This is a genomic window from Nitrosomonas sp. (assembly GCF_024282095.1).
GTDB lineage: Bacteria > Pseudomonadota > Gammaproteobacteria > Burkholderiales > Nitrosomonadaceae > Nitrosomonas.
Genome location: NZ_JAMWZS010000014.1, coordinates 36,085 through 60,668 on the forward strand (window position 1 = coordinate 36,085; position 24,584 = coordinate 60,668).

19 protein-coding genes and 2 riboswitches are annotated in these 24,584 nt (G+C 44.2%); of the genes, 5 read left to right on the forward strand and 14 right to left on the reverse strand.

The window, feature by feature from the left end; translation table 11 throughout:
• Window position 1: 1 nt before the first annotated feature.
• Complete coding sequence (locus Q0K92_RS06035) at window positions 2-3,772, reverse strand: M10 family metallopeptidase C-terminal domain-containing protein (protein WP_297324908.1); 3,771 nt, start codon at window positions 3,770-3,772, stop codon at window positions 2-4.
• Between the two features lie 70 nt (window positions 3,773-3,842).
• Window positions 3,843-3,928, reverse strand: a riboswitch (cyclic di-GMP riboswitch).
• A gap of 145 nt (window positions 3,929-4,073) precedes the next feature.
• Window positions 4,074-4,652: a DUF2780 domain-containing protein gene (locus Q0K92_RS06040; RefSeq protein WP_297324909.1), complete on the reverse strand. Its 579-nt coding sequence runs from the start codon at window positions 4,650-4,652 to the stop codon at window positions 4,074-4,076.
• 198 nt (window positions 4,653-4,850) lie between these two features.
• Here Q0K92_RS06040 and Q0K92_RS06045 point away from each other — a divergent pair, with 198 nt between their 5' ends.
• From Q0K92_RS06045 to Q0K92_RS06065, 5 genes are all read left to right on the forward strand, one after another.
• Window positions 4,851-5,027, forward strand: coding sequence for a hypothetical protein (locus Q0K92_RS06045; protein WP_297324910.1), 177 nt, complete (start codon window positions 4,851-4,853; stop codon window positions 5,025-5,027).
• 152 nt (window positions 5,028-5,179) lie between these two features.
• Window positions 5,180-6,292 carry a magnesium/cobalt transporter CorA gene (gene corA / locus Q0K92_RS06050; protein WP_297324911.1) on the forward strand — a complete coding sequence of 371 codons (1,113 nt, stop codon included), beginning with the start codon at window positions 5,180-5,182 and terminating at the stop codon, window positions 6,290-6,292.
• A 139-nt stretch (window positions 6,293-6,431) separates the two neighbouring features.
• Window positions 6,432-9,314 (forward strand): ATP-binding protein, encoded by a 2,883-nt coding sequence (locus Q0K92_RS06055; RefSeq protein ID WP_297324912.1) that lies wholly within the window; start codon window positions 6,432-6,434, stop codon window positions 9,312-9,314.
• 1 nt (window position 9,315) lies between these two features.
• Complete coding sequence (locus Q0K92_RS06060; protein ID WP_297324913.1) at window positions 9,316-9,972, forward strand: response regulator transcription factor; 657 nt, start codon at window positions 9,316-9,318, stop codon at window positions 9,970-9,972.
• Window positions 9,973-10,106: 134 nt separating this feature from the next.
• A complete protein-coding gene (locus Q0K92_RS06065; RefSeq protein WP_297324914.1) occupies window positions 10,107-10,571 on the forward strand; it encodes a hypothetical protein in 465 nt (154 codons plus the stop codon).
• Between the two features lie 165 nt (window positions 10,572-10,736).
• Here Q0K92_RS06065 and rng read toward each other — a convergent pair whose 3' ends face one another.
• The 12 genes from rng to metK form a co-directional block, all read right to left on the reverse strand.
• A complete protein-coding gene (gene rng, locus Q0K92_RS06070) occupies window positions 10,737-12,191 on the reverse strand; it encodes a ribonuclease G (RefSeq protein WP_297324915.1) in 1,455 nt (484 codons plus the stop codon).
• A gap of 152 nt (window positions 12,192-12,343) precedes the next feature.
• Entirely contained in the window at window positions 12,344-12,967 is a 624-nt protein-coding gene (locus Q0K92_RS06075; protein ID WP_297324925.1) for a Maf family protein, read from the reverse strand.
• Between the two features lie 83 nt (window positions 12,968-13,050).
• The gene (gene rlmH / locus Q0K92_RS06080) at window positions 13,051-13,521 is read right to left on the reverse strand and encodes a 23S rRNA (pseudouridine(1915)-N(3))-methyltransferase RlmH (protein ID WP_297324916.1); all 471 of its coding nucleotides are present in this window, start codon (window positions 13,519-13,521) and stop codon (window positions 13,051-13,053) included.
• 64 nt (window positions 13,522-13,585) lie between these two features.
• Window positions 13,586-13,906 carry a ribosome silencing factor gene (gene rsfS, locus Q0K92_RS06085; RefSeq protein WP_297324917.1) on the reverse strand — a complete coding sequence of 107 codons (321 nt, stop codon included), beginning with the start codon at window positions 13,904-13,906 and terminating at the stop codon, window positions 13,586-13,588.
• Window positions 13,903-14,580, reverse strand: a complete 678-nt coding sequence (gene nadD / locus Q0K92_RS06090; RefSeq protein ID WP_297324918.1) for a nicotinate-nucleotide adenylyltransferase — start codon at window positions 14,578-14,580, stop codon at window positions 13,903-13,905. The genes rsfS and nadD overlap by 4 nt, the downstream gene beginning before the upstream one ends.
• A 30-nt stretch (window positions 14,581-14,610) precedes the next feature.
• Window positions 14,611-15,918, reverse strand: coding sequence for a dihydrolipoyllysine-residue acetyltransferase (gene aceF / locus Q0K92_RS06095; RefSeq protein ID WP_297324919.1), 1,308 nt, complete (start codon window positions 15,916-15,918; stop codon window positions 14,611-14,613).
• A gap of 25 nt (window positions 15,919-15,943) precedes the next feature.
• Window positions 15,944-18,604 carry a pyruvate dehydrogenase (acetyl-transferring), homodimeric type gene (aceE, locus tag Q0K92_RS06100; RefSeq protein WP_297324920.1) on the reverse strand — a complete coding sequence of 887 codons (2,661 nt, stop codon included), beginning with the start codon at window positions 18,602-18,604 and terminating at the stop codon, window positions 15,944-15,946.
• 40 nt (window positions 18,605-18,644) lie between these two features.
• A complete protein-coding gene (folD, locus tag Q0K92_RS06105) occupies window positions 18,645-19,502 on the reverse strand; it encodes a bifunctional methylenetetrahydrofolate dehydrogenase/methenyltetrahydrofolate cyclohydrolase FolD (RefSeq protein ID WP_297324926.1) in 858 nt (285 codons plus the stop codon).
• An 84-nt stretch (window positions 19,503-19,586) separates the two neighbouring features.
• The gene (locus Q0K92_RS06110; protein ID WP_297324921.1) at window positions 19,587-20,276 is read right to left on the reverse strand and encodes a hypothetical protein; all 690 of its coding nucleotides are present in this window, start codon (window positions 20,274-20,276) and stop codon (window positions 19,587-19,589) included.
• 177 nt (window positions 20,277-20,453) lie between these two features.
• On the reverse strand, window positions 20,454-21,314 hold the full coding sequence (gene metF, locus Q0K92_RS06115) for a methylenetetrahydrofolate reductase [NAD(P)H] (RefSeq protein ID WP_297324922.1): 861 nt from the start codon (window positions 21,312-21,314) through the stop codon (window positions 20,454-20,456).
• A gap of 136 nt (window positions 21,315-21,450) precedes the next feature.
• Complete coding sequence (gene ahcY / locus Q0K92_RS06120) at window positions 21,451-22,884, reverse strand: adenosylhomocysteinase (RefSeq protein ID WP_297324923.1); 1,434 nt, start codon at window positions 22,882-22,884, stop codon at window positions 21,451-21,453.
• Window positions 22,885-22,900: 16 nt separating this feature from the next.
• A riboswitch (S-adenosyl-L-homocysteine riboswitch) is annotated at window positions 22,901-22,977 on the reverse strand.
• 51 nt (window positions 22,978-23,028) lie between these two features.
• A complete protein-coding gene (metK, locus tag Q0K92_RS06125) occupies window positions 23,029-24,192 on the reverse strand; it encodes a methionine adenosyltransferase (RefSeq protein WP_297324924.1) in 1,164 nt (387 codons plus the stop codon).
• Window positions 24,193-24,584: the final 392 nt, after the last annotated feature.

Sequence of the window (24,584 nt, forward strand, 5' to 3'; positions counted from 1 at the left end):
CTTAAATGACCCAAATATCACTTGCACTTAATGCAGGATGAGTTACAGTGCCCAATACTTCTAACAATACCGTACCGCCAACGGCGCTGCCATTAGCGTCATAAATCAGTGCTCCGGTAGTAGTGTTATAGATCAACCGATCATCTACATCATGTGCAACACCGGAATCGGATGCCCAGAAACGCACATCCATAGCCGCAAATTGACCTGTAGCGCCCAGCGAACCAAGCACAGATTTGCTCAATTGCAATTTGTCGATACCGGTAACAAAATCAGTGACTGTATCCTTATTTGAGGTTGCATTGGCTGTGGTATTAAACCAGAAAATATCTGCCCCATCACCGCCGGTCAATTCGTCATTCCCTGCGCCCCCTACCAACACATCATCTCCGTCACCGCCATTCAATCTGTCATTGCCTGCCAATCCAAACAAATTGTCGCCACCCGCATTACCTACCAAAATATTAGGACTGCTATTACCTGTGATCGCATTAGCGCTATCATTACCGGTACCATTGATAACTGCAGTTCCGGTTAAGGTTAGATTTTCCAAATGAGTACCCAGAGAGTAGCTTACGCTCGCCTGAACCGTATCACTACCATTGATTAGAATATCCGCATCTTCAGCGATTTGATCAAGTGCATTGTCAACAATGTAAACATCATTCCCGGCACCACCATTCAGCGTATCAATACCAACGCCACCATTCAGCGTATCATTGCCAAGCCCGCCCACTAAGGTATCGTTGCCGGTACCACCTGAGATGCTATCAGTAAATATCGTGCCCATTAAATGATTACCGCCTGCGTTACCGATGATGATAAGACCATTGGGTGCAAGTGAAGCATCTACATTCAATGTTGTCGTTGCAGTGGAAACAGCAGTCGTCGCATTACCCGTTCCGATGACTACTCGTTCTATGCCGGTATCAGCCGCATAAACTACCAGAGTGTCGTTAGCAATTGTCGAGGCAAAGCGCAATTCATCCGCTACACCGCTGCTATCTGAAATCTCAGAAACCATGTGATCAGTCGCAGTATTCAAGATATAAATATCATTACCAGCACCACCACGCAACGTATCCATACCATTTCCACCTGTGAGTTTATCGTCTCCAATTCCTCCATCGATAAAATCATCATACGATGTGCCTAGCAAAATATTTGCACCCGAATTACCCATCATGATCAGGGCATTCATCAGTGCTGATGCATTCACACTGAGCGCGGTTGTGGCAGTCGTTATCGCGTTGGTGCCGGTACCGGTACCAATAACTACGCGTTCAATGCCCACATCTCCGGCATACAAGTTTAACGTACTGGCAACTGTCGCTGTATAGCGAATCTCATCGGTTCCTGTACTGCCTTTATCCGAAATTTCAGCGGCCTGATGATCCGTAGTCAGATCAATTTGATAAATATCTGGCCCTTCTCCCCCCTCCAAGCTATCAATTCCGGCTTTACCATTCAGTATATTGTTACCGCTATTACCGATGATCGTATTGGCTAGGTTATTACCAACTCCTTTAATATTAGCTGCGTCTGTCAGCGTCAGCTTCTCAACATTGCTTGCTAAAGTGAAATCGACGGAAGACTGCACTAGATCGATGCCACCTGTTGTTAAACCTTCAATGGCCTTATCTAAAACGTTATCGATTACAAAAGTATCATCACCATTGCCGCCGGTCATGACATCAGCACCGTTTCCACCGTCCAACAGATCACCGCCGGAATCACCATTCAGCGTGTCATTGCCATCCAACCCATACAACGTATCATCGCCAATCGTGCCATTGAGAATATTGGCATTGCTATCGCCGCTGAGTGTTTGTCCCTTAAAGGTTGTGACGCCAATTGAGTAAACACCGGTTGCAGAAAAATAATCCCAGGCTGCAAGGTAATATGTTCCTGTTGTTGCAGCTGTATAGATAATTTGTGAATCTGTTACTGTAGAACTCGCATTATCATTGAATGCCACTCGCATCAAACTAGGGCTATAAAGCTCAAGGTATGGATTCAGAGCCCCATCAATTTTGTCGAGATCGAATACATATGTCGTACCAGCCGTTAAACTGACTTTGAAAAGATCACCGTCATACATCGTTTCGATAGCACCTGACACCGTCGCACCATTTACAGACACAATGCCATTCGTGCTTGTGGCCAGTGGATAATCATCAGCGCTCGACACAACATCATCGTTTACGATAGTACCTGTCGCGGTGGATGTGCCAAGCGTCAAACCGGATGAAGGATTTGACAGCGTCACTGTAAAATCTTCATTCGGCTCTACCGCCAAATCTCCTGCAAGTGAAATTTGTAATGATTTTGCAGTTTCTCCCGGCTGGAATATTACGGTTCCTGAAGTAGCAACAAAATCACTGGCATCTGCCGGAGAGGAACCGGATCCTGTCACAATCCAATCAACAGCTTGAGTAGTCGCACTGGGTGTATTTAATTGAACGGTAAACGAATAAGTAGTTGATCCACTATTGCCTTCCGCTATTGAAACCGAACTAGCAGCGATCGATACAATAGATAAGGAAGTGATAGGTGTTGAAATACTTCCAATTAACTCATTGATCGATTTTGTGACATCAGAAAAGATGAAATTTTCACAATTCCTGACAGTATCCGAGCCTGTTTCACTGCTGCTAAAAATAAAGGTTTGATCAACACTGGAGGAAAATGCATAGCTCGACCAAGTTCCTAAAAACACTATAGAATCGGAACCATTGCCACCATCAAAGCTGTCATTACCGGTACCCGCCATCAGCGTGTCATCGCCATCTCCACCAGCTACCGAATCATTTCCTGCGCCGCCATCCAGCCGATTATTTAACGCATTACCGCTTATCGTATCCGAACCGGCACCGCTCGTAGCATTCTCGATATCGCAGGTATACGCAATGGCAATGTTATACGTCATATTGTTACCTGAAGAATAACCTCCGGGCATCAAATCAATGATGTTTGATGTAGACCACCCCGATAGATTAAGTGTATCAATACCGCTCGCGTCATAAATGGTAATGATCGGATTGAGATTAACTGAGAAATTATAAATCGCCGATAATTTGTCGGTAATATTGCTTCCAAATCCGTAAATTGAATCACTCGCCCGAGTCGTCGTTTCAGTCCCATAGATGGTTTGCATTGCCATCACATCATTGAGCATCGGTGTTTGCGGAGAATATATTTTTCCATCCGCGCCAACCCAATCGGCCCAAGCAACCGAACCCTCACCGCTCGCTTGACCAGAGCCCCAGTTGGGACCGAAATAGGACATTGCGGAATAAACACCGCTATCTTGGTAACTTGAAGGAATCCAGGATCCTGATCCATTATAATTGCCCATGTGATCAAGCCCAAAAGCATGGCCAATTTCATGCACATAAGTTAAAAAAGAATGTTTGCCAACTTGCGGCGATAATAAATCTGCGTAGGCACGACTGAACCATACACTACTGATGGTCGGCATATAAGAATGCGCAAAATTTACACCTGTCGTCGAAGTTCCAAATTCAATATTTGATGTTGTTGCCGTTGTGCGTTGCAAATCCGGAGCAATCAAATCATCCCACGTCTGAAGCGCGAGTTCGGCGTAAGATTGTTGAACCGTATTTAATACTTGAAACCCAGAAGCTTCCTGAGCGCCATAAATACCTGCTGATGATGTCGGAAAAGCATAAGTGATCGTATTTCCACTCCAGTGATAACCGGAATCGAGTTGATCAAGAATTTGTTGGTTAGACCATGATGAAAGTATCATTTCGCCTCCTTCTATTTGTGTAAAGCAAAGTCGAAGGAATGCGAACAAACCGATTCAGAGAAAATCGGTACGATGCAACCCGGCCACCCTTCCTGATTATGGTTAGGGCCCTCGGCTTTGCGTCCGGAAGTCTCCTTCCGTTTGCCTTTAAATCGCTTTTACGTATACTATAAAATTCAGATTCTTGTCAAGAAACTTATAATCATCTCTCCCGGTTTAATTCCGCCTCCTGGAACGTAACTGGTCGAAAACCAGCAGTTGGAAGATGCATTCAATACCTCACGGCTTGCAGCAGAGCGCTCTATTTTGCTGTTAAGGCCGACTGAAAAAGATCGGCTGTTACCTGTCCACTCGTTTTGCTCACATAATTTGTTACAACGGGGATAAATTGACCCACCATATCAGGGGAGAGATTCAGTTGCTGGAATGATGCTGCGAGAGCAGCCACACTGCTCACTGCATTACCGGAACTTCCCATCAGGGAAGATAAACCGCCGGCTCCTGACATAGCAGGCGCTGCATTGAGCATGCTATCCATTCCTGGGATAGATTTAGATAATGTGGCAAATGCCTGCGGATTCATATTGCCTTGAGCCGTTTGAAAGATCGCCCCAGCACCACCCAATGCTTGTTGTGGTGATACCCCTAGCCGATGAACCAAAATATCAACCAGCCCGATTTGATTGATTCCTGCTGGATTACTAGCAGCCGCTGTACCGGCATTAAGTATTTGCCTGCCACTTTGCGTTGCACCTTCTACTGCTGACAAACCTTGGCCTGCCGTGCTTATAGGATTGTTAGGATTGCTATTCGTCGCGCAACCTACGATAGATATCAGCACTATTAAAGCACCCAGTTGAATATAATTGACTCTGTTCATAATAATTCCTTGTAAAAATGGAGAGCGATTAAACACTCACTATAAATAATGTTTCAACGAGTAGCAATGCCATTAAAATGTTTAGTACCATATAATACATGCGTTGTCATTAACTCTTCATATCTCTGTCATCATATTTTCATATAGATCAATTAAACTTTCTCACGTTATTATTTATTTGTATTAAAGGAGAAAGTTATGTATTGCCTGATTAAAGAATGGCCGAATAAAATGGCAACCCTAATGACGGAAGACGGCGTAGTGCTCTGGACATTCAGTAATGTGGAAGAAGCTCATCAAGTATGGCAGGACTGGTGTTCATTGCAAAAAAACAGAATTTCAAACCAAGTCGAATATCTCAGCAAATCGGAATAACTTAAAGCGACATATTTCCTCTCTTCCTTCCAGAGGATCTGGCAATATTTGCCACCCTCCTGATCATTAATGATCAGTCTCTTCTTGTTTCCCTAACTGCAAGTAAAACCCTTAGAATAAGCAACTTGGTCACTAATACCAGGTTAGCATATATGAATTCCACTTTACCGCCAGAACGTCACGCACCGCAACAATCCGATAAAACAGTTTTAAGCAGTGCGGCCGATAAATCCGGACTTCCACCGGGCACATTGATACATATTGGGGAAAAGCATGAAGCGGCATGTAAAATTTCGATTACACAATATAATGCTGACACGCTGATACGACACGACGCCGTTTCGATCGCGGAAATGAAACAATTGCAAAGCACAGGGGTAATCACCTGGATAAATGTGGACGGATTAAGCGATATTCATATCGTAGAAAGTATCGGCCAGGAATTAAATATTCATCCGTTGGTGCTGGAAGATATCTTAAGTACGCATCAACGCCCCAAACTGGAGGAATACGAAGATTTCCTTTATATGGTTATCAAAGGTATCAATCTTGACCAGGAAAAAATTTTTAGCCTGCAATATGAACAAATCAGCATCTTGTTGCTGGCCAATTATGTGGTTACCTTCAAAGAAAAAGCCGATGACACATTTGATCCTATTTACAATCACTTGCAAAATCGCAATGGCAGATTGCGGCAGTTTGGCAGCGATTACCTGGCGTATGTCATTCTCGACACGATTGTTGATGAATATTTTGTTGTAGAAGACAATCTGGACGAAATCATCGATCCTCTGGAAGACAATATATTATTCAATTCCAACAAAGCAATGCTGCAAACCGTCCAGCAAATTCGACGTGGTTTAATTTCTATGAAACGCAATATTTCTCCATTACGCGAACTGCTGGTAACCATCCAGCGCGCAGATACTCCATTACTCCAAGAAAAAACGTTGCGATACTACGGCGATGTGTATGATCACGTACTGCGCGTTACCGATTCCCTTGAATCCTACCGGGAAAGAATTTCCGCCATGCATGATATTTATTTGTCCAGCATTAGCAACAAATTGAATGAAACGATGAAAATTCTGACCATTTTTGCATCAATCTTCATACCATTGACTTTTATCGCCGGTATTTATGGCATGAATTTTGAGTATATGCCGGAATTGAAGTGGCGTTGGGCCTATCCTACGATCTGGGTGATTTTTATTATGATCGGCGTGGGCTTACTCATTTTCTTTAAAAGGAAGAAATGGATGTAAGCTATTTATTCACATTGAGATTGCTACATCTGCACACCAATAGATTTTGTTCCATGCAGCACGTAATCTCTGGAGTTGTCCGACTGTTGTGCTTATAATCTAAGCGGTACAAACTCAGAACCTAGCTAAGGAGAATGGTTTGCTTTTAACACGTGACGATCGCAAGATTAGTATTATTGGTGGCCTGCTCTTGTTAGGATTGACCCTAACGACGGGTATCGCAGTTTATAGTGCGATGCGACAACAGATTGAATCCGTACTGGGCCGAGGACTGGATGTCGCGTTGCAAGGCAAGGCGCTGCACATTGAAAGTCAAATTGAAAAAGGAATAGAGGATACTCGCGCGTTGGCACTTCGTCCCTTTATCATTCAATCGATGCAGGAACTTAATGCACAACCAGACAACAATAACGCGCTGCACGATCTCGCACGCAACGTTAACTCATTAACGCAAGCAGGTTTCTCGGCAGCAGTTGTTTATGACATACGTGGTAATGCGCTGTCGCAAGTCGGTCAGTTTTCTGAAAAACAATCACAATCACTGCCGCTCAATAAATATCACAATACATCTTTAGTGTGGGATGGGCAGTTTATTCTGCGCACAAATAAAGAAGTACTCGATGCGGATATGCGTCGTATCGGCAGTATCATGACGGAAATCACACTGCCCCAGCTAACGCGCAGATTCAGTGAAATAAGATCAATCGGTGAAACCGGAGAATTTATATTGTGTGCACCGCCGGTGCAAGGTCAGCAGGAAATGGCCTGTCTGATAAGTCAGATTGACGGTGTAAAATTCAAGCATTTGAAACGCATAACAGAAGGCGGTGTGCTGCCAATCAGCTATGCGCTGGATGGAAAAAGCGGCGTTATCGCCGTAAAAGATTATCGTCAAATACCGGTAATCGAAGCTTACGCACCACTGCGCGCTATCGGTCTTGGCATGACCCTGAAATTGGATGAGGAAGAACTATTCAAGCCGGTCAACGAAGAACTGAAAATTATCATTCTGTATCTGGCCGGATTGATCATTGCTGAGATATTGCTATTGAATTGGTTTGTCCGCAAACTGATCAAATCAGAAAGAGAAGCACGCGATGCCAAGGAAACAGCCGAGCAATTCTCCATTGAACTGAGCCATAAAGAAACTGAGTTACGCGAACGTTTGAAGGAAATTACCTGCCTTTACGAAATTCGCCATTGCATCGGATCAGGGATATCAGTAGACGATGTCTGCCAGCAAATTATTGAACATCTAATACCCGCCATGCAATACCCGGAACATGCTTCCGCGATGATCGAACTTGATGGAAAACGTATCACCTCCTTCAATCAGGATCAGAGCTTGGCACATGAATTGCAATCGGAGATTAATGTCAATGGCAAGGTATGTGGCCGATTAAGCGTTTTCTATCCTGAAGACAAATCATTCCTGGTTCTGGAGGAACAAAGAATGATTAATGCCATCACAAACGATCTGGCGAGGTGGCTTGAGCGTAAGCAAGTCGATGGATTATTGCACGTGCGACTGAAGGAAATTACTTGCCTTTATGAAATTCGTCGCGGTATGGGACTGGAATTATCCATGGATGATGTTTCTCAACATATTTTTGAGCATCTGATACCTGCCATGCAATTTCCGGAAATTGCCACTGCCATCATCGAATTCAACGGCAAGCGTTTTACTTCCAAAAATCAGGATCAGAACCCTATCAACAAAACACCATCCAGCATTACTACTGAAAACAACAAAGTGTGTTTTGAGTGCTATAAAAAAAGCGATGCCATCGGATTCGTGTTGCAATCAAAAATCAAAGTTAATGACAAGGTCTGCGGTCATTTGAGTGTATTCTATCCTGAAGACAAGCCATTCTTAGTATTGGAAGAACAAAGACTGATCGATGCCATTGCTGATGACCTGGCAAAATGGCTGGAGCGCAAACAGGTCGACGAATTATTGCGTGAACGCTTGAAAGAAATTACTTGCCTGTATGAAATCCGTCGTGGAATCGGAGTAGAGTCATCCATCGATAATGTGTGCCAGAATATTTTTGAGCACTTGATCCCTGCCGTGCAATTCCCTGAGATTGCCACCGCCGTTATCGAATTGGATGGCTGGCGATTCATGTCTGGAAGGCATGGTCAAGGTCTTGCACACCAGCTGCCATCAAAAACCAAAATTGTCCCCAGGACACGCGATCATCGACGTGCTGATCGAGATCCCGCATGTACCTGTTGGTCTGCAATTAATGTCAATGGCAAGATCTGTGGTCAGCTACGGGTATTTTATCCAAACGATAAACCATTTCTGGTGCTGGAAGAACAAAAACTCGTCAATGCCATCGCAAGCGATCTGGAGAGTTGGCTGGAACGTAAGCGCCTAGAACAAGCACTGGTATTTGTAGCAGAAGAGCAGGCACATACAATCGGACAGGAATTGCATGATAATCTTGGGCAACAAATAGCGGCAATCGGCTATCAGGCCAGAGCGCTGGAAAAGAAAATTTTTTCTGAGGGTAATGAAAGTATGGCAACTGTGGCTGCTTCCATTGCTACGCAAGCACAAATTGCCGTGATACAGATCAAACAGCTCGCGCAAGGATTATTGCCGTTTGAATTGGAAGCTAATGGCTTGATACCCGCATTGCAGACTTTGGCAACCAGAATAGCAACAACTTACAGTATTATTTGCAACTTCTCATGTAAAGACGGCATGGCTATTAATGATAATGATCTCGCGCTTAACCTGTATCGAATCGCCCAAGAAGCTGCCAATAATGCAATACGTCACGGTAAAGCGCAGCATCTGAACATATCGCTTACCATCGAAGAAGGTATATTGTGCCTATCAATCTGCGATGATGGCAGCGGTTTTGTCGGAATTGATACCAATCATAAAACAATCTCAGGAATGGGCGTTAAGATTATGCAATACCGTGCTAAGCAGTTGGGTGCAAAATTGGAATTTTTATCGCGCACCGAAGGTGGCACAGAAGTCCGTTTAGAAATGCGAATGATCTAATATGTCAAATGTAAAAGCAAAAGTAATGTTGGTGGATGATCATGCCATGTTGCGTCACGGTATGGCGATGCTCATCAATATGGAACCCGATATGGAAGTGCTTGCTGAAGCGGGCGACGGTAACGAGGCACTGGCAATACTCAAGAAAAATGATCCCGTCGACATCGTGTTACTGGATGTCACCCTTAAAACCGTATCTGGTTTCGAAGTGATCAAAAGCATACACGCGTTGATTCCCACGCTCCCCGTACTTTTTATTTCCATGCATGATGAATCCGTTTATGCGGAACGTGCGCTGCGAGCTGGTGCGCGCGGTTATGTGATGAAGCAAGAACCTGGCGAAATACTGCTAGCCGCTATTCGTGAAGTATTAAAGGGCAACGTCTTTTTAAGCAAACATATGCATGAGAAATTATTGAAACGAATTGCAACAGGGGGAGCAGAGCCTGAGCAATTGATCAATACACTCACCCCAAGTGAGTTTGAAGTATTGCATTTGATCGGGCAAGGATATAGCAGCCAGGAAATTGCCAAACTGCTTTGTCGCAGCATTAAAACAATCGAAACGCACCGTTTCAACATCCGAGTTAAATTGAACTTGAAGGATGGCGCCGACTTAATACGCTACGCCACGCGTTGGATTGCTGAAGAACATTAGAACATCAAGAAATCCATTAATAGATTATCGATTAATGGTTTCCCTTAGTAAAAAACCAGAGTTTCCCCAATATACCCGCAGCACCGTCTAAGATAGGATGCGCACATGTCATTCTACTTGGAGTTATTATTATCATGAACACAAAACTGGGAAAATATTTATTAGTATCACCGATACTTTTTCTAGTGGTTGCCTGTGCAGGATTGAGTCCATTGGAAACGCAAAATGCAGATAATAAAATCTCTGCACAAAATGCCAAGACGTATAGTGACCATGATAATTTAGCGAATTACTATGATAATTTAGCTAAAGAAATGATCGCCAAAGCTGAGGAAAAGAAAGAATCATTAGAAGAATATGATGATCATAGCTATTACTATGGCCGGCAAGGTCAGGATTTTAAGTCACACACTACAGCCAATATTCGTTATTACGAAGAAGCTGCAAAAGAAGCCTCACAGCAAGCTACTTTTCATCATAAAGTGGCTGCAGAATTGCTGAAACGTGAGTATGCCAACAAACCGGCAGAATCACTTGAGCAACTAAGCAATCAAAAAATCAAAGTAAAGCTAAAATCAGATTCTAATAACGCTTATTAGAATTGGTCTTAGTAATCATCGGCTAATAAAAAAAGACGAAAAAGCTCATCACTTGAACCGGATTTTGTTTGCTTGAATAGTTACTGCAGTTAGGCAGCTGTGACATCAAACGAAATCCGGTTTTCTCTTTTTTAACGCAAGCAAATCGTCATACTGCCTCTCCGATTACATCAATATGACATCATATTGTTCTTGAGTATATGATTCCTCAACCTGCAGGCTGATTGGTTTTGCTATAAAATCACCTAGTTGGGCCAAACTCTGGGATTCTTCATCAAGAAACAAATCGATGACCTGCTGTGATGCGAGAATACGAAATTCATTCGCTTCAAATTGTCTGGATTCTCTCAGTAATTCACGTAAGATCTCATAACAAATTGTTTGTGCGGTTCTAATCTCTCCTCGCCCTTGACAGGTTGGACAAGGCTCACACAATACATGTGCCAGACTTTCCCTGGTTCGCTTACGTGTCATCTCAACCAGCCCAAGTGTACTGAATCCATTGACAGTGATGCGTGTACGATCTTTCTGCAGGGCTTTATTAAATTCCATTAATACCGCATTTTTATGCTCTTCGGAATCCATATCGATGAAATCAATAATGATGATTCCACCCAAATTGCGTAAGCGTAGTTGTCTGGCAATGACCTGGGCTGCTTCCAGGTTTGTTTTAAAAATGGTGTCGTCAAAATTGCGTACACCAATGAATCCACCTGTGTTCACATCCATTGTGGTCAGTGCTTCCGTTTGATCAATAATCAGATATCCACCTGATTTTAAATTGACACGCTTAGCCAAAGATTTTTCAATTTCTTCTTCAACACCATATAAATCAAATAGCGGGCGATCTCCAGTATATAAAGTGATGCGCTCAGCAATATCCGTCATATAATTTTGTGCGAATCTAACGAGCTTCTGAAAATTCTCACGGGAATCCACCAGCACACGAACCGTATCTTCATCGACAAAATCCCGTAATACCCGGTGACCGAGATCCAGGTCCTGATAGAGCAATACAGGGGCTGCAATCGTTACAGATCCTTGTTGAATGTCATGCCATAGCTTATGCAGATACTCAAGATCAGCACGTAAATCACTTTCGTCTGCCGTCTCGGCCATGGTCCGGATAATGTAGCCGCCCTTCTCTTCCAAAGGCAGAATTTGCTGCAATCTTTCACGCAACAATTCGCGGTCAGTATCATCTTCAATGCGCTGAGAAATACCAATGCGGGATTCCTGTGGCAGATAAACCAACAAACGGCCCGCCAGACTTATTTGAGTTGATAGTCGCGCTCCTTTGGTACCTATCGCGTCTTTAATCACTTGAACCAGAATGCTATTGCCTTCATGTAACAATTTTTCGATAGGTTTGGCAGCATCACTATACTGATTTGGATTCCAGATATCCGCAACATGCAAGAATGCAGCCCGGTCCAGGCCAATATCTACAAATGCGGATTGCATACCCGGCAAAACTCGGCTGACACGCCCGTTGTAAATATTTCCAACAATACCATGGCCGCTCATCCGCTCAATATGCAGCTCTTGTGTTATGCCCTGCTCTAATATTGCAACTCTGGTTTCTTGCGGCGTAATATTGACAAGAATTTCGTTATTCATTGTGCTGGTACAAATTTTTATGTATTTTTGATTTAGACGTTTGTCAGGTTAACAATAAAATAGCCTAGAACTTGACTATTAACTGCAGCAATCGGCAATAAAATGAGTACATAAATTAAATTGCTATTGAATTTCATAACTATAGGTATTCGTTATCGTGGAAATAGTTCTACGCCGATTTCTTCTAACAATTGTGCTGTCTCGTACAGAGGCAATCCCATCACGCCACTGTAGCTACCTGATATCTTTACAATAAATGCCGCAGCCATACCTTGAATAGCATAGGCGCCGGCTTTATCTAAGCAGTTATTCTGCGCGAGGTACTTGCGGATTTCTCGCTCACTGATTTCACGAAATTGTACTGTCGACGTCGATAATCTGACTTGTACCTTATCTTTGACCCCAACACCAATCGCTGTTAGCACTTGATGCGAGCGTCCCGATAAAGTTTTTAACATGTCTTCTGCTTGTACGACATCTTTAGGTTTACCTAAAATACAGCCATCGAGCGTTACAATGGTGTCGGCGACCAGTACCGGTAATAATGGAAATTTACGCTGCAGTATTCGCTTCCAACTTTCATTTGCTTTGGATTGAACGATACGATAAATATAATCCGTCGGCGTTTCATCAATCAGTGGCTGCTCATCAATATCAATCGGGCGACCCAACGTTTCGCGCATCAGTAAAAGATTAAATCTCACACCGATTTGTCTGAGTAATTCACGCCTTCTAGGGCTTCTTGAAGCAAGATATATTTGGTTATCAGAAAACATCATGGCATAAAAAATTCCAAAAACGAATGGATATTACTCTCTTGTTGAGAGTGCCTTAAAACCGCATGAATAATGAAACTGATTCATGTTCGATGATAAGGGTGCCCTTTAATGATCGAGACAGCGCGATAAAGTTGTTCCGCCAGAAGTACTCGAACAAGGCCATGCGGTAAAGTCAGCTTGGATAATGCAATCATTTCACCGGCTGTGCGTTTGATTTCATCATGTAATCCATCTGCGCTACCAATAATAAATGCAACCGCATTGCCATCCATCGTCCATTGCTTTATGACATGAGCAAATTTCACCGTCGTCCATTGCTGGCCATTTTCATCAAGAGCCACAATCCGGCAATCCGCTGGTAATACTGCACGAATCCGTTGATATTCTGCAAATAACAATTGCTCTGTCTGTTTGCCACTTGTGCGCTTCTCGGGTTTAATTTCTATCAAATGTACGGTTATTTCGCGTGGCAATCGCTTGATATATTCTAAATAGCCCGTCCCGATCCAATCCGGCATCTTATTGCCAACTGCAAGTATAAAAAATTTCATAATAAGGGAGGGCAAAAAATATCTTATATCTCGCCTGTTGTTCTGAATAGGTTGCTATTGATTTTTACCTAGACCACAGCGCTTTCAGATTGTAGTACTCACGTGCAACCGGTAGCATAATATGCACAATCACATCGCCCAGATCCACGAGAAGCCATTCTCCTGTCTGCTCCCCTTCCACGCTGTACACCTTTCCTCCAGCAGCTTTGACTTTCTCTTGCACATTATTCGCCAGTGATTTTGTCTGACGCGTGGAATCTGCACTGGCAATAATAATGCTTCCGAACATTGAAGTTATTTTTGAAACATCAATGACATCAATATCGTAGGCTTTGATCTCCTCCAGTGCATCAATAATGACAGTTACTAATTCTTCAGAATTCATGTTTTTCCGGTGTATAAGCGATTGGATTTAATATATTCAGAGACATTGTCAGGAAGCAGATAACGTATACTTTTTCCGGTGTTTATCAATGATCGTATGTGTGATGCAGATATTTCCAGCAGCGATGTCCGTGCAGTATAGATAAAACCACTGGATTGTAACCGCAAATCACTGACATTCATGACACAACGGGAAATAAATTCTTTTCGTATCTCAGCGGGCAGGTTTTGATCTTCGTTGATGGCAATGTATCCAGGGCGGGCAACTATGATTAAATGGCATAAACTGAACAACTCCTGCCATTCAGACCATTGATGGATCTTAACGAATGCGTCTATTCCCAATATAAAACAAAGTGTCGAGTGATCGCCTAATTCACATTTGTATTCACGCAATGAATGCACTGTGGTACTAACACCGAGGCGATTGACTTCACGCTCATCCAGCGAAAACAACCTGTTATCTTGAGTTGCCAGGCGCACCATGGCGGCGCGGTGATTTCTTGATGCAGCAGGAGCGGCGCGCAAACGAGGCGCACCGGATGGAACAAAGACGATTCGTTGCAAACCGACGATATCAAGCAGCTCTTCAGCGATACGTAGATGGCCATAGTGAATCGGATCGAATGTCCCGCCATAAATACCGATCAGAGGAAACTTATCGACAGCTTCCATCTTGGTGAATATACCTAGCAGCGGTAATTATCATAATAAAGCCAGACGCATATCCGTTAGCACTTCTGATAAATGTGTCGTAAAACGCGCCGCTGTTGCGCCATCGATGACCCGATGATCATAGGAAAGCGACAAAGGAAGCATCAAGCGCGGAACGAATTGATTGGCGCGATAAACAGGCTTAATACTTGCTTTTGAAATCCCCAGAATGGCAACTTCAGGGGCATTGATAATCGGCGTAAATGCCGTGCCGCCAATCCCGCCTAGGCTGGAAATGGTGAAGCTCGCGCCTTGCATATCGGTTGGTTTTAACTTACCTTCGCGCGCCAGTGAAGACAACCGGGTTAATTCTTCGGCGATGGCAGTGATTCCTTTCTGGTCGACATCTTTAATCACCGGAACGACCAATCCACTGACCGTATCCACAGCAAATCCGATATGATAATAGCGTTTGATGATCAGGTTTGCTTCACCGTCAGCACTATTATCGATTGATGCATTGAATTCCGGAAATTTTTTCAAAGGCGCGATTAACGCTTTCATCAGAAACGCCAGCAATGTCAGTTTCACTTTGTTTTCTTTGTCACTGTCATTGGATTCTTTTCGTAGTGTCTCTAAATCAGTGATATCGGCTTCGTCAAACTGAGTCACATGCGGAATCATCACCCAATTTCGGTGCAAATTGGCACCTGAAATTTGTTTGATACGCGTCAAAGGTTTCAACTCAATCGCACCGAACTTGGCAAAATTAACTTGTGGCCAAGGCAGCAAATTAAGTGCTGAGCCGGTTCCATCGCTGCGAGACTTGGATAATTCGTTTTTTACATAGGCTTGCACATCTTCTTTGAGAATACGATGTTTAGGCCCATTACCCGTGACCAAATCGAGATTTACGCCCAGTTCCCGCGCAAAACGACGAATAGATGGACTGGCATGTGCTTTAGAAAGCACATTGTCTGTAGTGGAAACATTGTTCGTTAAATTCTGTGATCGCTGAGTAGCGACCTGCTTGACCTCAGTTTCTGCTTGAGGTGCAACATCTTTTTGAATAATTGCTTTCTCAGGGGCTTGAACAGGAGGTTCTGCTTGAGCGCTATCGGAAACTTCGATAGTCAATATTGCCGTGCCTTCTGATACTTTATCGCCCGCTTTGACAAATAATTCCTTGATCAAACCAGGATACGGGGATGGAATTTCTATGGTTGCCTTGTCGGATTCCAGCGTAACTAATGAATCCTCAGTTTTAACAACATCACCCGCTTTTACCAGTATTTCGATCACTGGAATATCTTTGAAGTCACCAACATCTGGAATGAATACTTTTTTTAATTCAGTCACATGCTTTCCTCATATTGCCTCGGCCCTAGCTGATTGCCGGATTAGGCTTCTCCGGATCGATGCCATATTTATGTATGGCTTGATCAACCTGTTGACTTGATATTTTCCCATCTTCAGACAGCGCCTTGAGTGCTGCAACGGTAATATAAAATCGATCCACTTCAAAGAAATGGCGCAATTTCTCGCGCGTATCAGAACGCCCAAAACCATCCGTTCCCAAGACACGATATTTCCCAGGGACAAATTCACGAATCTGATCGGCATAGATTTTCATATAATCGGTCGCGGCTACCACAGGTCCTTCGCGTCCTTTCAAACAATTTTCGACATGCGACACTTTTGTCGTCTGAGTCGGATGCAACATATTCCAGCGTGCCACACTCAGTGCTTCCCGTCTTAATTCATTAAAGCTGGTCACACCCCAGATATCCGCATTCACGTGATATTCTTTTTTGAGTATCGCTGCAGCAGCAATTACCTCGCGCAAAATGGTACCGGCTCCCAGCAATTGCACACATGGCTTATTGCGACTCTTGCTCCCTTCACTGAATAAATACATGCCTTTCAGAATATCTTTTTCGGCACCAGGGGGCATCTCAGGATGCGGGTAATTTTCATTCATTACCGTAATGTAATAATAGACATCCTCTTGTTCCTGATACATGCGCCGCAAGCCATCTTGAATAATAACAGCCAATTCATACGCAAATGCGGGATCATACGATACGCAATTGGGAATTGTTGAAGCCACAATATGACTATGTCCATCCTCGTGTTGCAGCCCCTCGCCATTCAATGTCGTGCGCCCTGCCGTTCCACCCAGCAAGAAACCTCGACAACGCATATCCCCAGCCGCCCAAGCTAAATCACCGATACGCTGAAAACCGAACATGGAATAAAATATAAAAAACGGAATCATCTGAATACCATGCGTACTATAAGATGTCGCAGCCGCGATCCAGGATGACATGGCACCTGCTTCATTGATACCTTCCTGCAGAATTTGTCCGTGTTTGTCTTCCTTGTAATACATTAGCTGATCGGCATCCTGCGGCGTATACAATTGCCCCACCGATGACCAGATACCCAATTGCCGGAACATGCCTTCCATGCCAAAAGTGCGCGATTCATCGGCAACAATCGGAACAACATGCTTACCGATCTGCTTATCTTTAACCAGAATATTCAGAATGCGCACAAACGCCATGGTTGTCGATGATTCACGCCCTTCTCCGCCGGCTTTCAGCAATGATTCAAAAGCGGACAACGGTGGTGTCTGTAATGCCTGCGCACTGGTCTTGCGACGATGAAAGGCACCGCCTAATGCATTACGCCGTTCTTGCATATACGTAAATTCCGGCGAATCCGCGGCGAGCGTGAGATAAGGTATTTCGTCGATCTTGTCATCCGGAATTTCCAGACCAAACCGATTGCGAAAAGCCTTTAATGAAGTCGTGCCCATTTTTTTCTGCTGGTGCGTAATATTTTGTGCTTCACCGGCCTCACCCATACCATAACCCTTGATGGTTTTAGCCAGTATCACTGTCGGCTGGCCGGTATGCTTAACCGCAGCGGCATAGGCCGCGTAGACTTTGTAAGGATCATGCCCGCCCCGATTTAACCGCCAGATATCGTCATCCGACATATTGGCGACCATCTCCAGCAACTCAGGATACTTACCAAAAAAGTACTTGCGTACATATGCACCGTCTCTGGCTTTAAAGTTCTGATACTCACCATCCACGCACTCCATCATGCGTTTTTGCAATAATCCTTTGATATCCTTGGCTAATAAAGGATCCCAATAAGACCCCCAAATCACCTTGATGACATTCCAGCCGGCGCCACGAAAAGCACCTTCCAATTCCTGAATAATTTTGCCATTTCCCCGCACCGGACCATCCAGACGCTGCAGGTTGCAATTGACGACAAAAATCAAATTATCGAGGCTCTCGCGTGATGCCAGTGGAATAGCGCCGAGTGATTCAGGCTCATCCATTTCACCGTCACCCATAAAAGCCCAGATTTTACGCCCATCGGTATTGACCAGCCCTCGGCTACCCAGATACTTCATGAATCGGGCCTGATAAATCGCCATCAGCGGTCCAAGTCCCATTGAAACGGTTGGAAACTGCCAGAAAGTGGGCATCAACCAGGGATGCGGGTAAGAAGATAAGCCGTTGCCGCCGGCTTCCTGGCGAAAATTATCCAGTTGTTCCTGAGTTAATTCTCCAGACAGAAATGCATACGCATAAGCCCCCGGAGAAGAATGTCCCTGCACATACACCAAATCCCCACCGTGCGTTTCACACGGGGCATGCCAAAAATGGTTGTAACCGATGTCATATAGCGTCGCAGCCGATGCAAAACTGGCAATATGACCGCCAACATTGGTATCTCTATTGGCACGCAACACCATCGCCATAGCATTCCAGCGAACATAAGAACGAATGCGATGTTCTATCGCGTTATTACCTGGCGAGCGTTCTTCTTTTCCCGTTGGAATGGTATTGATATAGGCTGTGGTGGCACTATAAGGCAGATAAGCACCGGAACGACGCGCTTTTTCAATCAATTTCTCCAATAAAAAATGAGCACGTTCCGTACCACCATTGATGATGACTGAATCCAATGCCTCCAGCCATTCTTGTGTTTCCTGTGGATCTGTATCAGGTTGCAATTCCATGTTCAGGCATACCCTCAAAAATTAACTTTGCTCACCCACTTCAACCGCCGGCCTGTGCGCGTTCAGCAGCCAGAATCGTATTACACAGCAACATGGTAATCGTCATCGGGCCGACGCCTCCCGGAACCGGCGTAATATAACCGGCGATATCTTTGACCGATTCATAATCAACATCACCGCAGAGTTTCCCATCGGCCAAACGATTAATACCCACATCAATCACCACGGCGCCAGGCTTTACCATGTCAGCCGTGATCATGCGCGGTTTTCCGGTTGCCACCACCAAAATATCCGCATTTTTTGTAAATTGCGCTAAATCACGTGTTTTTGAAGTACAGATGGTGACGGTGGCACCCTGCTCCAGCAACATGAATGCCATCGGTTTACCCACAATATTGCTACGCCCCACCACTACGGCATGTTGACCTGCTATGGGAATATGATTTCTTTCCAGCATGACCATCACACCATACGGTGTGCACGGTGAAAATACGGTATTCCCGGTAACCAGCGCCCCCACATTGTAAAGATGAAAACCATCGACATCTTTTCCAACTGCAATGGCAGTAATAACACGATTATTTTCAAAATGCGAAGGTAGCGGCAACTGAACCAGAATGCCGTGAATGTGCGAATTTTCATTGAGCGCTTGAATACAATCCAACACTTCACTTTGCTGCGCATTCATCGGAAAAGCATGCACCTCTGAATAAATGCCGATTTCATTGCACGCTTTAACCTTGTTCCTGACATAAATACCCGATGCCGCATTGTCTCCAACAATGATCACTGCCAGTCCAGGCTGCGTACCCAGCTGAGTCAGTCTATCAGCACGTACTTTCCATTCAGCACGCACCAATTCAGCTATTTTCTTACCGTCAATAATCTGGGCGCCCATTGTCACGCACAACCAATCTGGTCAATTAATCTGAATGTGATGCGACGGATAGTATCGATCATATGATATAAGCACCTATCAGCATTAGCTTATTTGTTTTGCTTTCTTGATTTTTGCGCGATACATAAAAATACCAATCAAGAATACCGGTATTACAAAAAGTGCCGCCGCAATAAGTCCGGCAGCCAAAGTGGCAACCGTACTGTTTCCCGGCATGAATAAGGTTACGAACCAGATCACTGCAAAGGCTATGAGCAAGCCACCGTATAGCATGATTTTTCTACCACGATCGTACAGCCGCCAAAAGGCACCGGAAACTTGCATGTCGTCGATGTAATGGTCAAATACTTCTGCCAAACTGCTATCATTGGGTGCAGATTCATAACCGATCGCTACAGCCAACGCATCATGATCATCTTCAAGTTTGGACATTTTCCTTAAAAATTCGATGCGCTTGGCTGCTTTTTGTTTTTGCATGCCATCTTGCAGCAACATCGTTTGCAACGCTGTGAATGCCAGCTCGCGTGCATCATCCGCATTTCCCAAACCTTCAGCAAATTTCCACATCACGCCCAATAAATAAAGCTGAATGGTCATGCTCTTAAACTCAGGCGCAAAATCATAATCTTTGCTTTTGATGAGCTCCAGCTGCACGGCTTGAACCTCTCTGGCACGTGCAATGCAGGCATCCATGATTGAAACATCCGCGGTAACTGTCTTCGAATCCGGTGCTTCTGCAATTGATTTATCTGAATCAGTTTTTTTCTCTTCCATTTCGAAACCTCGCGCTTTTTACTTTAATCAGAATTGACACGCATTATATACTGGCTGAGGGGATCAGGAAAAAGATCATGCCGGTTTCATGACTGATGTTCCGCAAACCCATACTGCATTAGCTTGCGATTATGTGGTTTTATTTGATCCGTATTGCAAAAAACATGGAAGTGGGGACTAATCTGCATTTCCTTTAAGATTCAATCGCTGCCATATCATTGATGTCAGATTGGCTGAATTCAATGTATAAAAATGTAATCCTGGCGCACCCGCTTGTAATAAGCGTTCGCAAAGATCGGTGACGACATCCAATCCAAAAGCTTGTATCGAAGCGCTATCATCGCCATACCCCTCGAATTTCTTACGAATCCAGCGTGGAATTTCGGCACCGCAAGTATCCGAAAACCTGACCAGTTGTGAGAATTTACTAATTGGCATGATTCCAGGAACAATCGGAATGTTCAAACCGGTCGATTCGCAGGATTCCACAAAATGATAGTAAGCATCGGCATTATAGAAATATTGGGTAATCGCCGAATTAGCGCCGGTTTCAATTTTACGCTTAAAATTTTCAAAATCTGCTTGTGCAGAGCGCGCTTGCGGATGATATTCCGGGTACGCTGCTACATCAATATGGAACGAAGACCCAAATTCCTGCCGGATAAAAGCGACGAGTTCACTGGCATAACGAAACTCGCCGGCTTGTGCCATGCCTGATGGCAAATCACCGCGTAACGCGACAATGTGCCGAATGCCTGCTTCATAATATTTTTCCAGAATGACGCGAATATTCTGCTGCGTTGATCCAATACAAGACAAATGCGGCGCAACAACATGCCCTTCTGCTTGAATCTCCAAGGCGGTTTCAAGTGTCCGCTCACGCGTGGAACCACCTGCGCCAAAGGTTACAGAAAAAAACTTCGGATTGTATTGAGCCAGTTGTTGTCGTGTTAATCGTAGCTTCTCAACACCTTGGGGTGTTTGGGGTGGAAAAAGCTCAAAACTGAATGTAGGAGAGAATTTTTTTTGTGATTCCATCGCTTTGCAAGTCTATCAATACAGAATTATCACAATAGGGGCCAATTAACCTATGACCTTGAGTCAAGCCTTCTTAATGGGAAAGCCATGTAAATTCAAATGGCACTTATCCCATTAAGATCGCAAGAGCGGATGATTAATACCGGTACATCTCTGGTTTATAGGGACCGTTCTTGCTAAGCCCCAGATATTTTGCCTGCTCATCTGTCAGCTCAGTGAGTTTTACTCCCAGCTTCCCAATATGCAGACGCGCCACCTTCTCATCCAGATGTTTTGGCAACACATACACATTCTTTTGATAATTCTCCCCGTTCTGCCACAACTCCATCTGCGCCAATACCTGGTTGGTAAATGAGCTGGACATCACAAAAGAAGGGTGTCCCGTCGCACACCCCAGATTCACCAATCTACCTTGCGCTAATACAATAATGCGGCGCCCTGTTGGAAATATGACATGATCCACTTGCGGCTTGATATTTTCCCACTGATATTTCTGCACGGATGCGATATCAATTTCAGAATCAAAATGTCCAATATTGCAAATAATCGCCTGATCCTTCATTTTCAACATGTGGTCGTGCGTGATCACTCGCAGATTCCCGGTTGCAGTCACAAAAATATCCGCTTGATCACAGGCATCATCCATGGTCACGACACGATACCCTTCCATCGCTGCCTGCAACGCACAGATAGGATCGATTTCGGTAATCCAGACGGTTGCACCTAAACCACGCAAAGACTGAGCACAACCTTTACCGACATCACCATACCCGCACACCACGGCGATCTTTCCGGCAATCATGACATCAGTTGCACGCTTGATGCCATCGACAAGTGACTCTCTGCATCCATAGAGATTATCAAACTTTGATTTGGTCACAGAATCATTCACGTTAAATGCTGGAAATGGAAGCTCGCCAGTTTTATGCATTTCATATAACCGATGCACGCCTGTGGTAGTTTCTTCGGTGACGCCCCGTATCCTGGCAAGGTTTTTTGAATACCAATCAGGCTGCGCAGCTAATTTATTTTTGATGGACGCAAATAATGCCGTTTCTTCTTCGTTAGCAGGATTGGCAATAACCGCCGGATTTTTCTCGGCCTTGGTACCCAGAATCAGCAGTAATGTTGCATCACCGCCATCATCCAAGATCATATTGGCACCGCTCGGTTGCCCGGCAACTACCCACTCGAAGATCTGATGGGCGTACTCCCAGTAATCTTCCAGAGATTCACCTTTATAGGCAAATATCGGAATATTCTTGGCTGCAATGGCTGCGGCCGCATGATCCTGGGTGGAAAAAATATTACATGAAGCCCAACGCACTTCCGCACCTAATGCGACGAGTGTTTCGATCAGCACGGCAGTTTGAATCGTCATATGCAAAGAACCGGCAATGCGTGCACCGGCCAATGGTTTTTGGCTTCCATATTCCTTGCGCAATGCCATTAACCCCGGCATTTCCGTTTCGGCGATCGCTATTTCTTTACGCCCCCATTCCGCCAGTGAAATATCGGCAATCTTATAGTCAGTAAAACGGCTACCATCTGAATTGAGCACAGCGTTCATAGTCTTCTCCTCAAAATATGAACGAGCGCCGTTGTAACAATATCCTCCTATGCTGAGCCTCACGGAAAAACCGCTGCAGCGCTCCTCAGTACAGGGGGGAAAATCGATTAAGGTGTACTAATACCAACAAATACTATTAAGAATTTATATACCGGCATCGGCACGTAATTGAGCAGCTTTATCTGTAGCTTCCCAGGTAAATTCCGGCAATTCACGTCCGAAATGCCCATAGGCCGCAGTTTTAGCGTAGATAGGACGCAATAAATTAAGCGCATGAATGATGCCCCGAGGACGCAGATCAAAATGCCTTTCAATTAATTGAACAATCTTTTCGTCAGCAATCTTACCGGTACCGAATGTATTGACCATCAATGAAACAGGCCGTGCAACACCAATCGCATAAGCAACCTGCACCTCGCATTTACTGGCAATTCCAGCCGCTACGATATTCTTTGCAACATAACGTCCGGCATAGGTTGCTGATCGATCCACTTTGGATGGGTCTTTGCCAGAAAAAGCGCCGCCGCCATGGTGTGCTGCACCGCCATAACTATCAACAATAATTTTACGACCGGTCAAGCCACAATCACCCATCGGCCCACCAACTACAAAGCGTCCGGTTGGATTAACCAGATAGCTAATACGATCGCTGATCATTGCAGCAGGTAATACCGGTTTAATAATCTCTTCAATAACTGCTTCCGTTAGCGCTTGATGTGAAATATCGGGATCATGTTGTGTTGAAATCACAACGGTTTCAATACGCTGCGGCTTACCATTTTGGTATCGAACCGAAACTTGTGATTTTGCGTCCGGACGCAGCCAAGTCAGTCGCCCGTTTTTCCTCAGCTCCGCCTGACGTTCGACCAAGCGATGCGCATAAAAAATTGGCATCGGCATCAACTGCGGCGTTTCGTCGCAAGCAAATCCAAACATCAGCCCTTGATCCCCCGCTCCTTGTTCCATTTCTTCTTCTTTCGTGCGATCAACGCCTTGCGCAATATCCGGCGATTGTTTATTAAAAGCTGTTAAAACCGCGCAGGTAGTCGAATCAAAGCCAATATTAGAACTGGTATAGCCAATATTCTTAACTGTTTCACGTGCAATAATGTTGTAGTCAACGGAAGCATGTGTTGTTATCTCGCCTGATAGTACAATTAAACCCGTACTGCATAATGTCTCACAAGCAACTCGGGCGTTGGCATCCTGGCTCAGGATTGCATCCAATACCGCATCAGAAATTTGATCGGCGACCTTATCAGGATGCCCTTCGGAAACAGATTCAGAAGTAAAAAGATATTCACTCATAGCGTAATCTACTCAATTAAAATTGTGGAAATCTCTTAAGTATACCCGATTGTATTTTTTATAATAGGATTTGGTTAAGTACAATTCTTTCTGTATTTAGGTTTGCCATAATAATTATCTTCGTAAATTTCTACAATCGAAATTACACTATAAGCTTCAAGAAGCATTCAACTTAAATCATTCGTAGTTCAAGCGCGCAGCACACTGTTTTGCTCGATATCAAGCAATATTATTTCTACTCTATGCATCGCTATTTTGTGATCGAATTCTTGATAAGGATTTGCGATCTATTTGCAATAATTATCAACTGCTTATTTGTAAAAATAGCGACAAAAGTATGTAATCATTGCTGTAGAGAGGTTTTTCATTTGGAAAAAGTGTTGTTTAAAATA

What these genes read in the sequence shown, in the direction of transcription:
- Q0K92_RS06035 (WP_297324908.1), bottom strand. Translation starts at nt 3,772, where the DNA reads ATGATACTTTCATCATGGTCTAACCAACAAATTCTTGATCAACTCGAT.
- Q0K92_RS06040 (WP_297324909.1), bottom strand. Translation starts at nt 4,652, where the DNA reads ATGAACAGAGTCAATTATATTCAACTGGGTGCTTTAATAGTGCTGATA.
- Q0K92_RS06045 (WP_297324910.1), top strand. Translation starts at nt 4,851, where the DNA reads ATGTATTGCCTGATTAAAGAATGGCCGAATAAAATGGCAACCCTAATG.
- corA (WP_297324911.1), top strand. Translation starts at nt 5,180, where the DNA reads ATGAATTCCACTTTACCGCCAGAACGTCACGCACCGCAACAATCCGAT.
- Q0K92_RS06060 (WP_297324913.1), top strand. Translation starts at nt 9,316, where the DNA reads ATGTCAAATGTAAAAGCAAAAGTAATGTTGGTGGATGATCATGCCATG.
- Q0K92_RS06065 (WP_297324914.1), top strand. Translation starts at nt 10,107, where the DNA reads ATGAACACAAAACTGGGAAAATATTTATTAGTATCACCGATACTTTTT.
- rng (WP_297324915.1), bottom strand. Translation starts at nt 12,191, where the DNA reads ATGAATAACGAAATTCTTGTCAATATTACGCCGCAAGAAACCAGAGTT.
- Q0K92_RS06075 (WP_297324925.1), bottom strand. Translation starts at nt 12,967, where the DNA reads ATGTTTTCTGATAACCAAATATATCTTGCTTCAAGAAGCCCTAGAAGG.
- rlmH (WP_297324916.1), bottom strand. Translation starts at nt 13,521, where the DNA reads ATGAAATTTTTTATACTTGCAGTTGGCAATAAGATGCCGGATTGGATC.
- rsfS (WP_297324917.1), bottom strand. Translation starts at nt 13,906, where the DNA reads ATGAATTCTGAAGAATTAGTAACTGTCATTATTGATGCACTGGAGGAG.
- nadD (WP_297324918.1), bottom strand. Translation starts at nt 14,580, where the DNA reads ATGGAAGCTGTCGATAAGTTTCCTCTGATCGGTATTTATGGCGGGACA.
- aceE (WP_297324920.1), bottom strand. Translation starts at nt 18,604, where the DNA reads ATGGAATTGCAACCTGATACAGATCCACAGGAAACACAAGAATGGCTG.
- folD (WP_297324926.1), bottom strand. Translation starts at nt 19,502, where the DNA reads ATGGGCGCCCAGATTATTGACGGTAAGAAAATAGCTGAATTGGTGCGT.
- Q0K92_RS06110 (WP_297324921.1), bottom strand. Translation starts at nt 20,276, where the DNA reads ATGGAAGAGAAAAAAACTGATTCAGATAAATCAATTGCAGAAGCACCG.
- metF (WP_297324922.1), bottom strand. Translation starts at nt 21,314, where the DNA reads ATGGAATCACAAAAAAAATTCTCTCCTACATTCAGTTTTGAGCTTTTT.
- ahcY (WP_297324923.1), bottom strand. Translation starts at nt 22,884, where the DNA reads ATGAACGCTGTGCTCAATTCAGATGGTAGCCGTTTTACTGACTATAAG.
- metK (WP_297324924.1), bottom strand. Translation starts at nt 24,192, where the DNA reads ATGAGTGAATATCTTTTTACTTCTGAATCTGTTTCCGAAGGGCATCCT.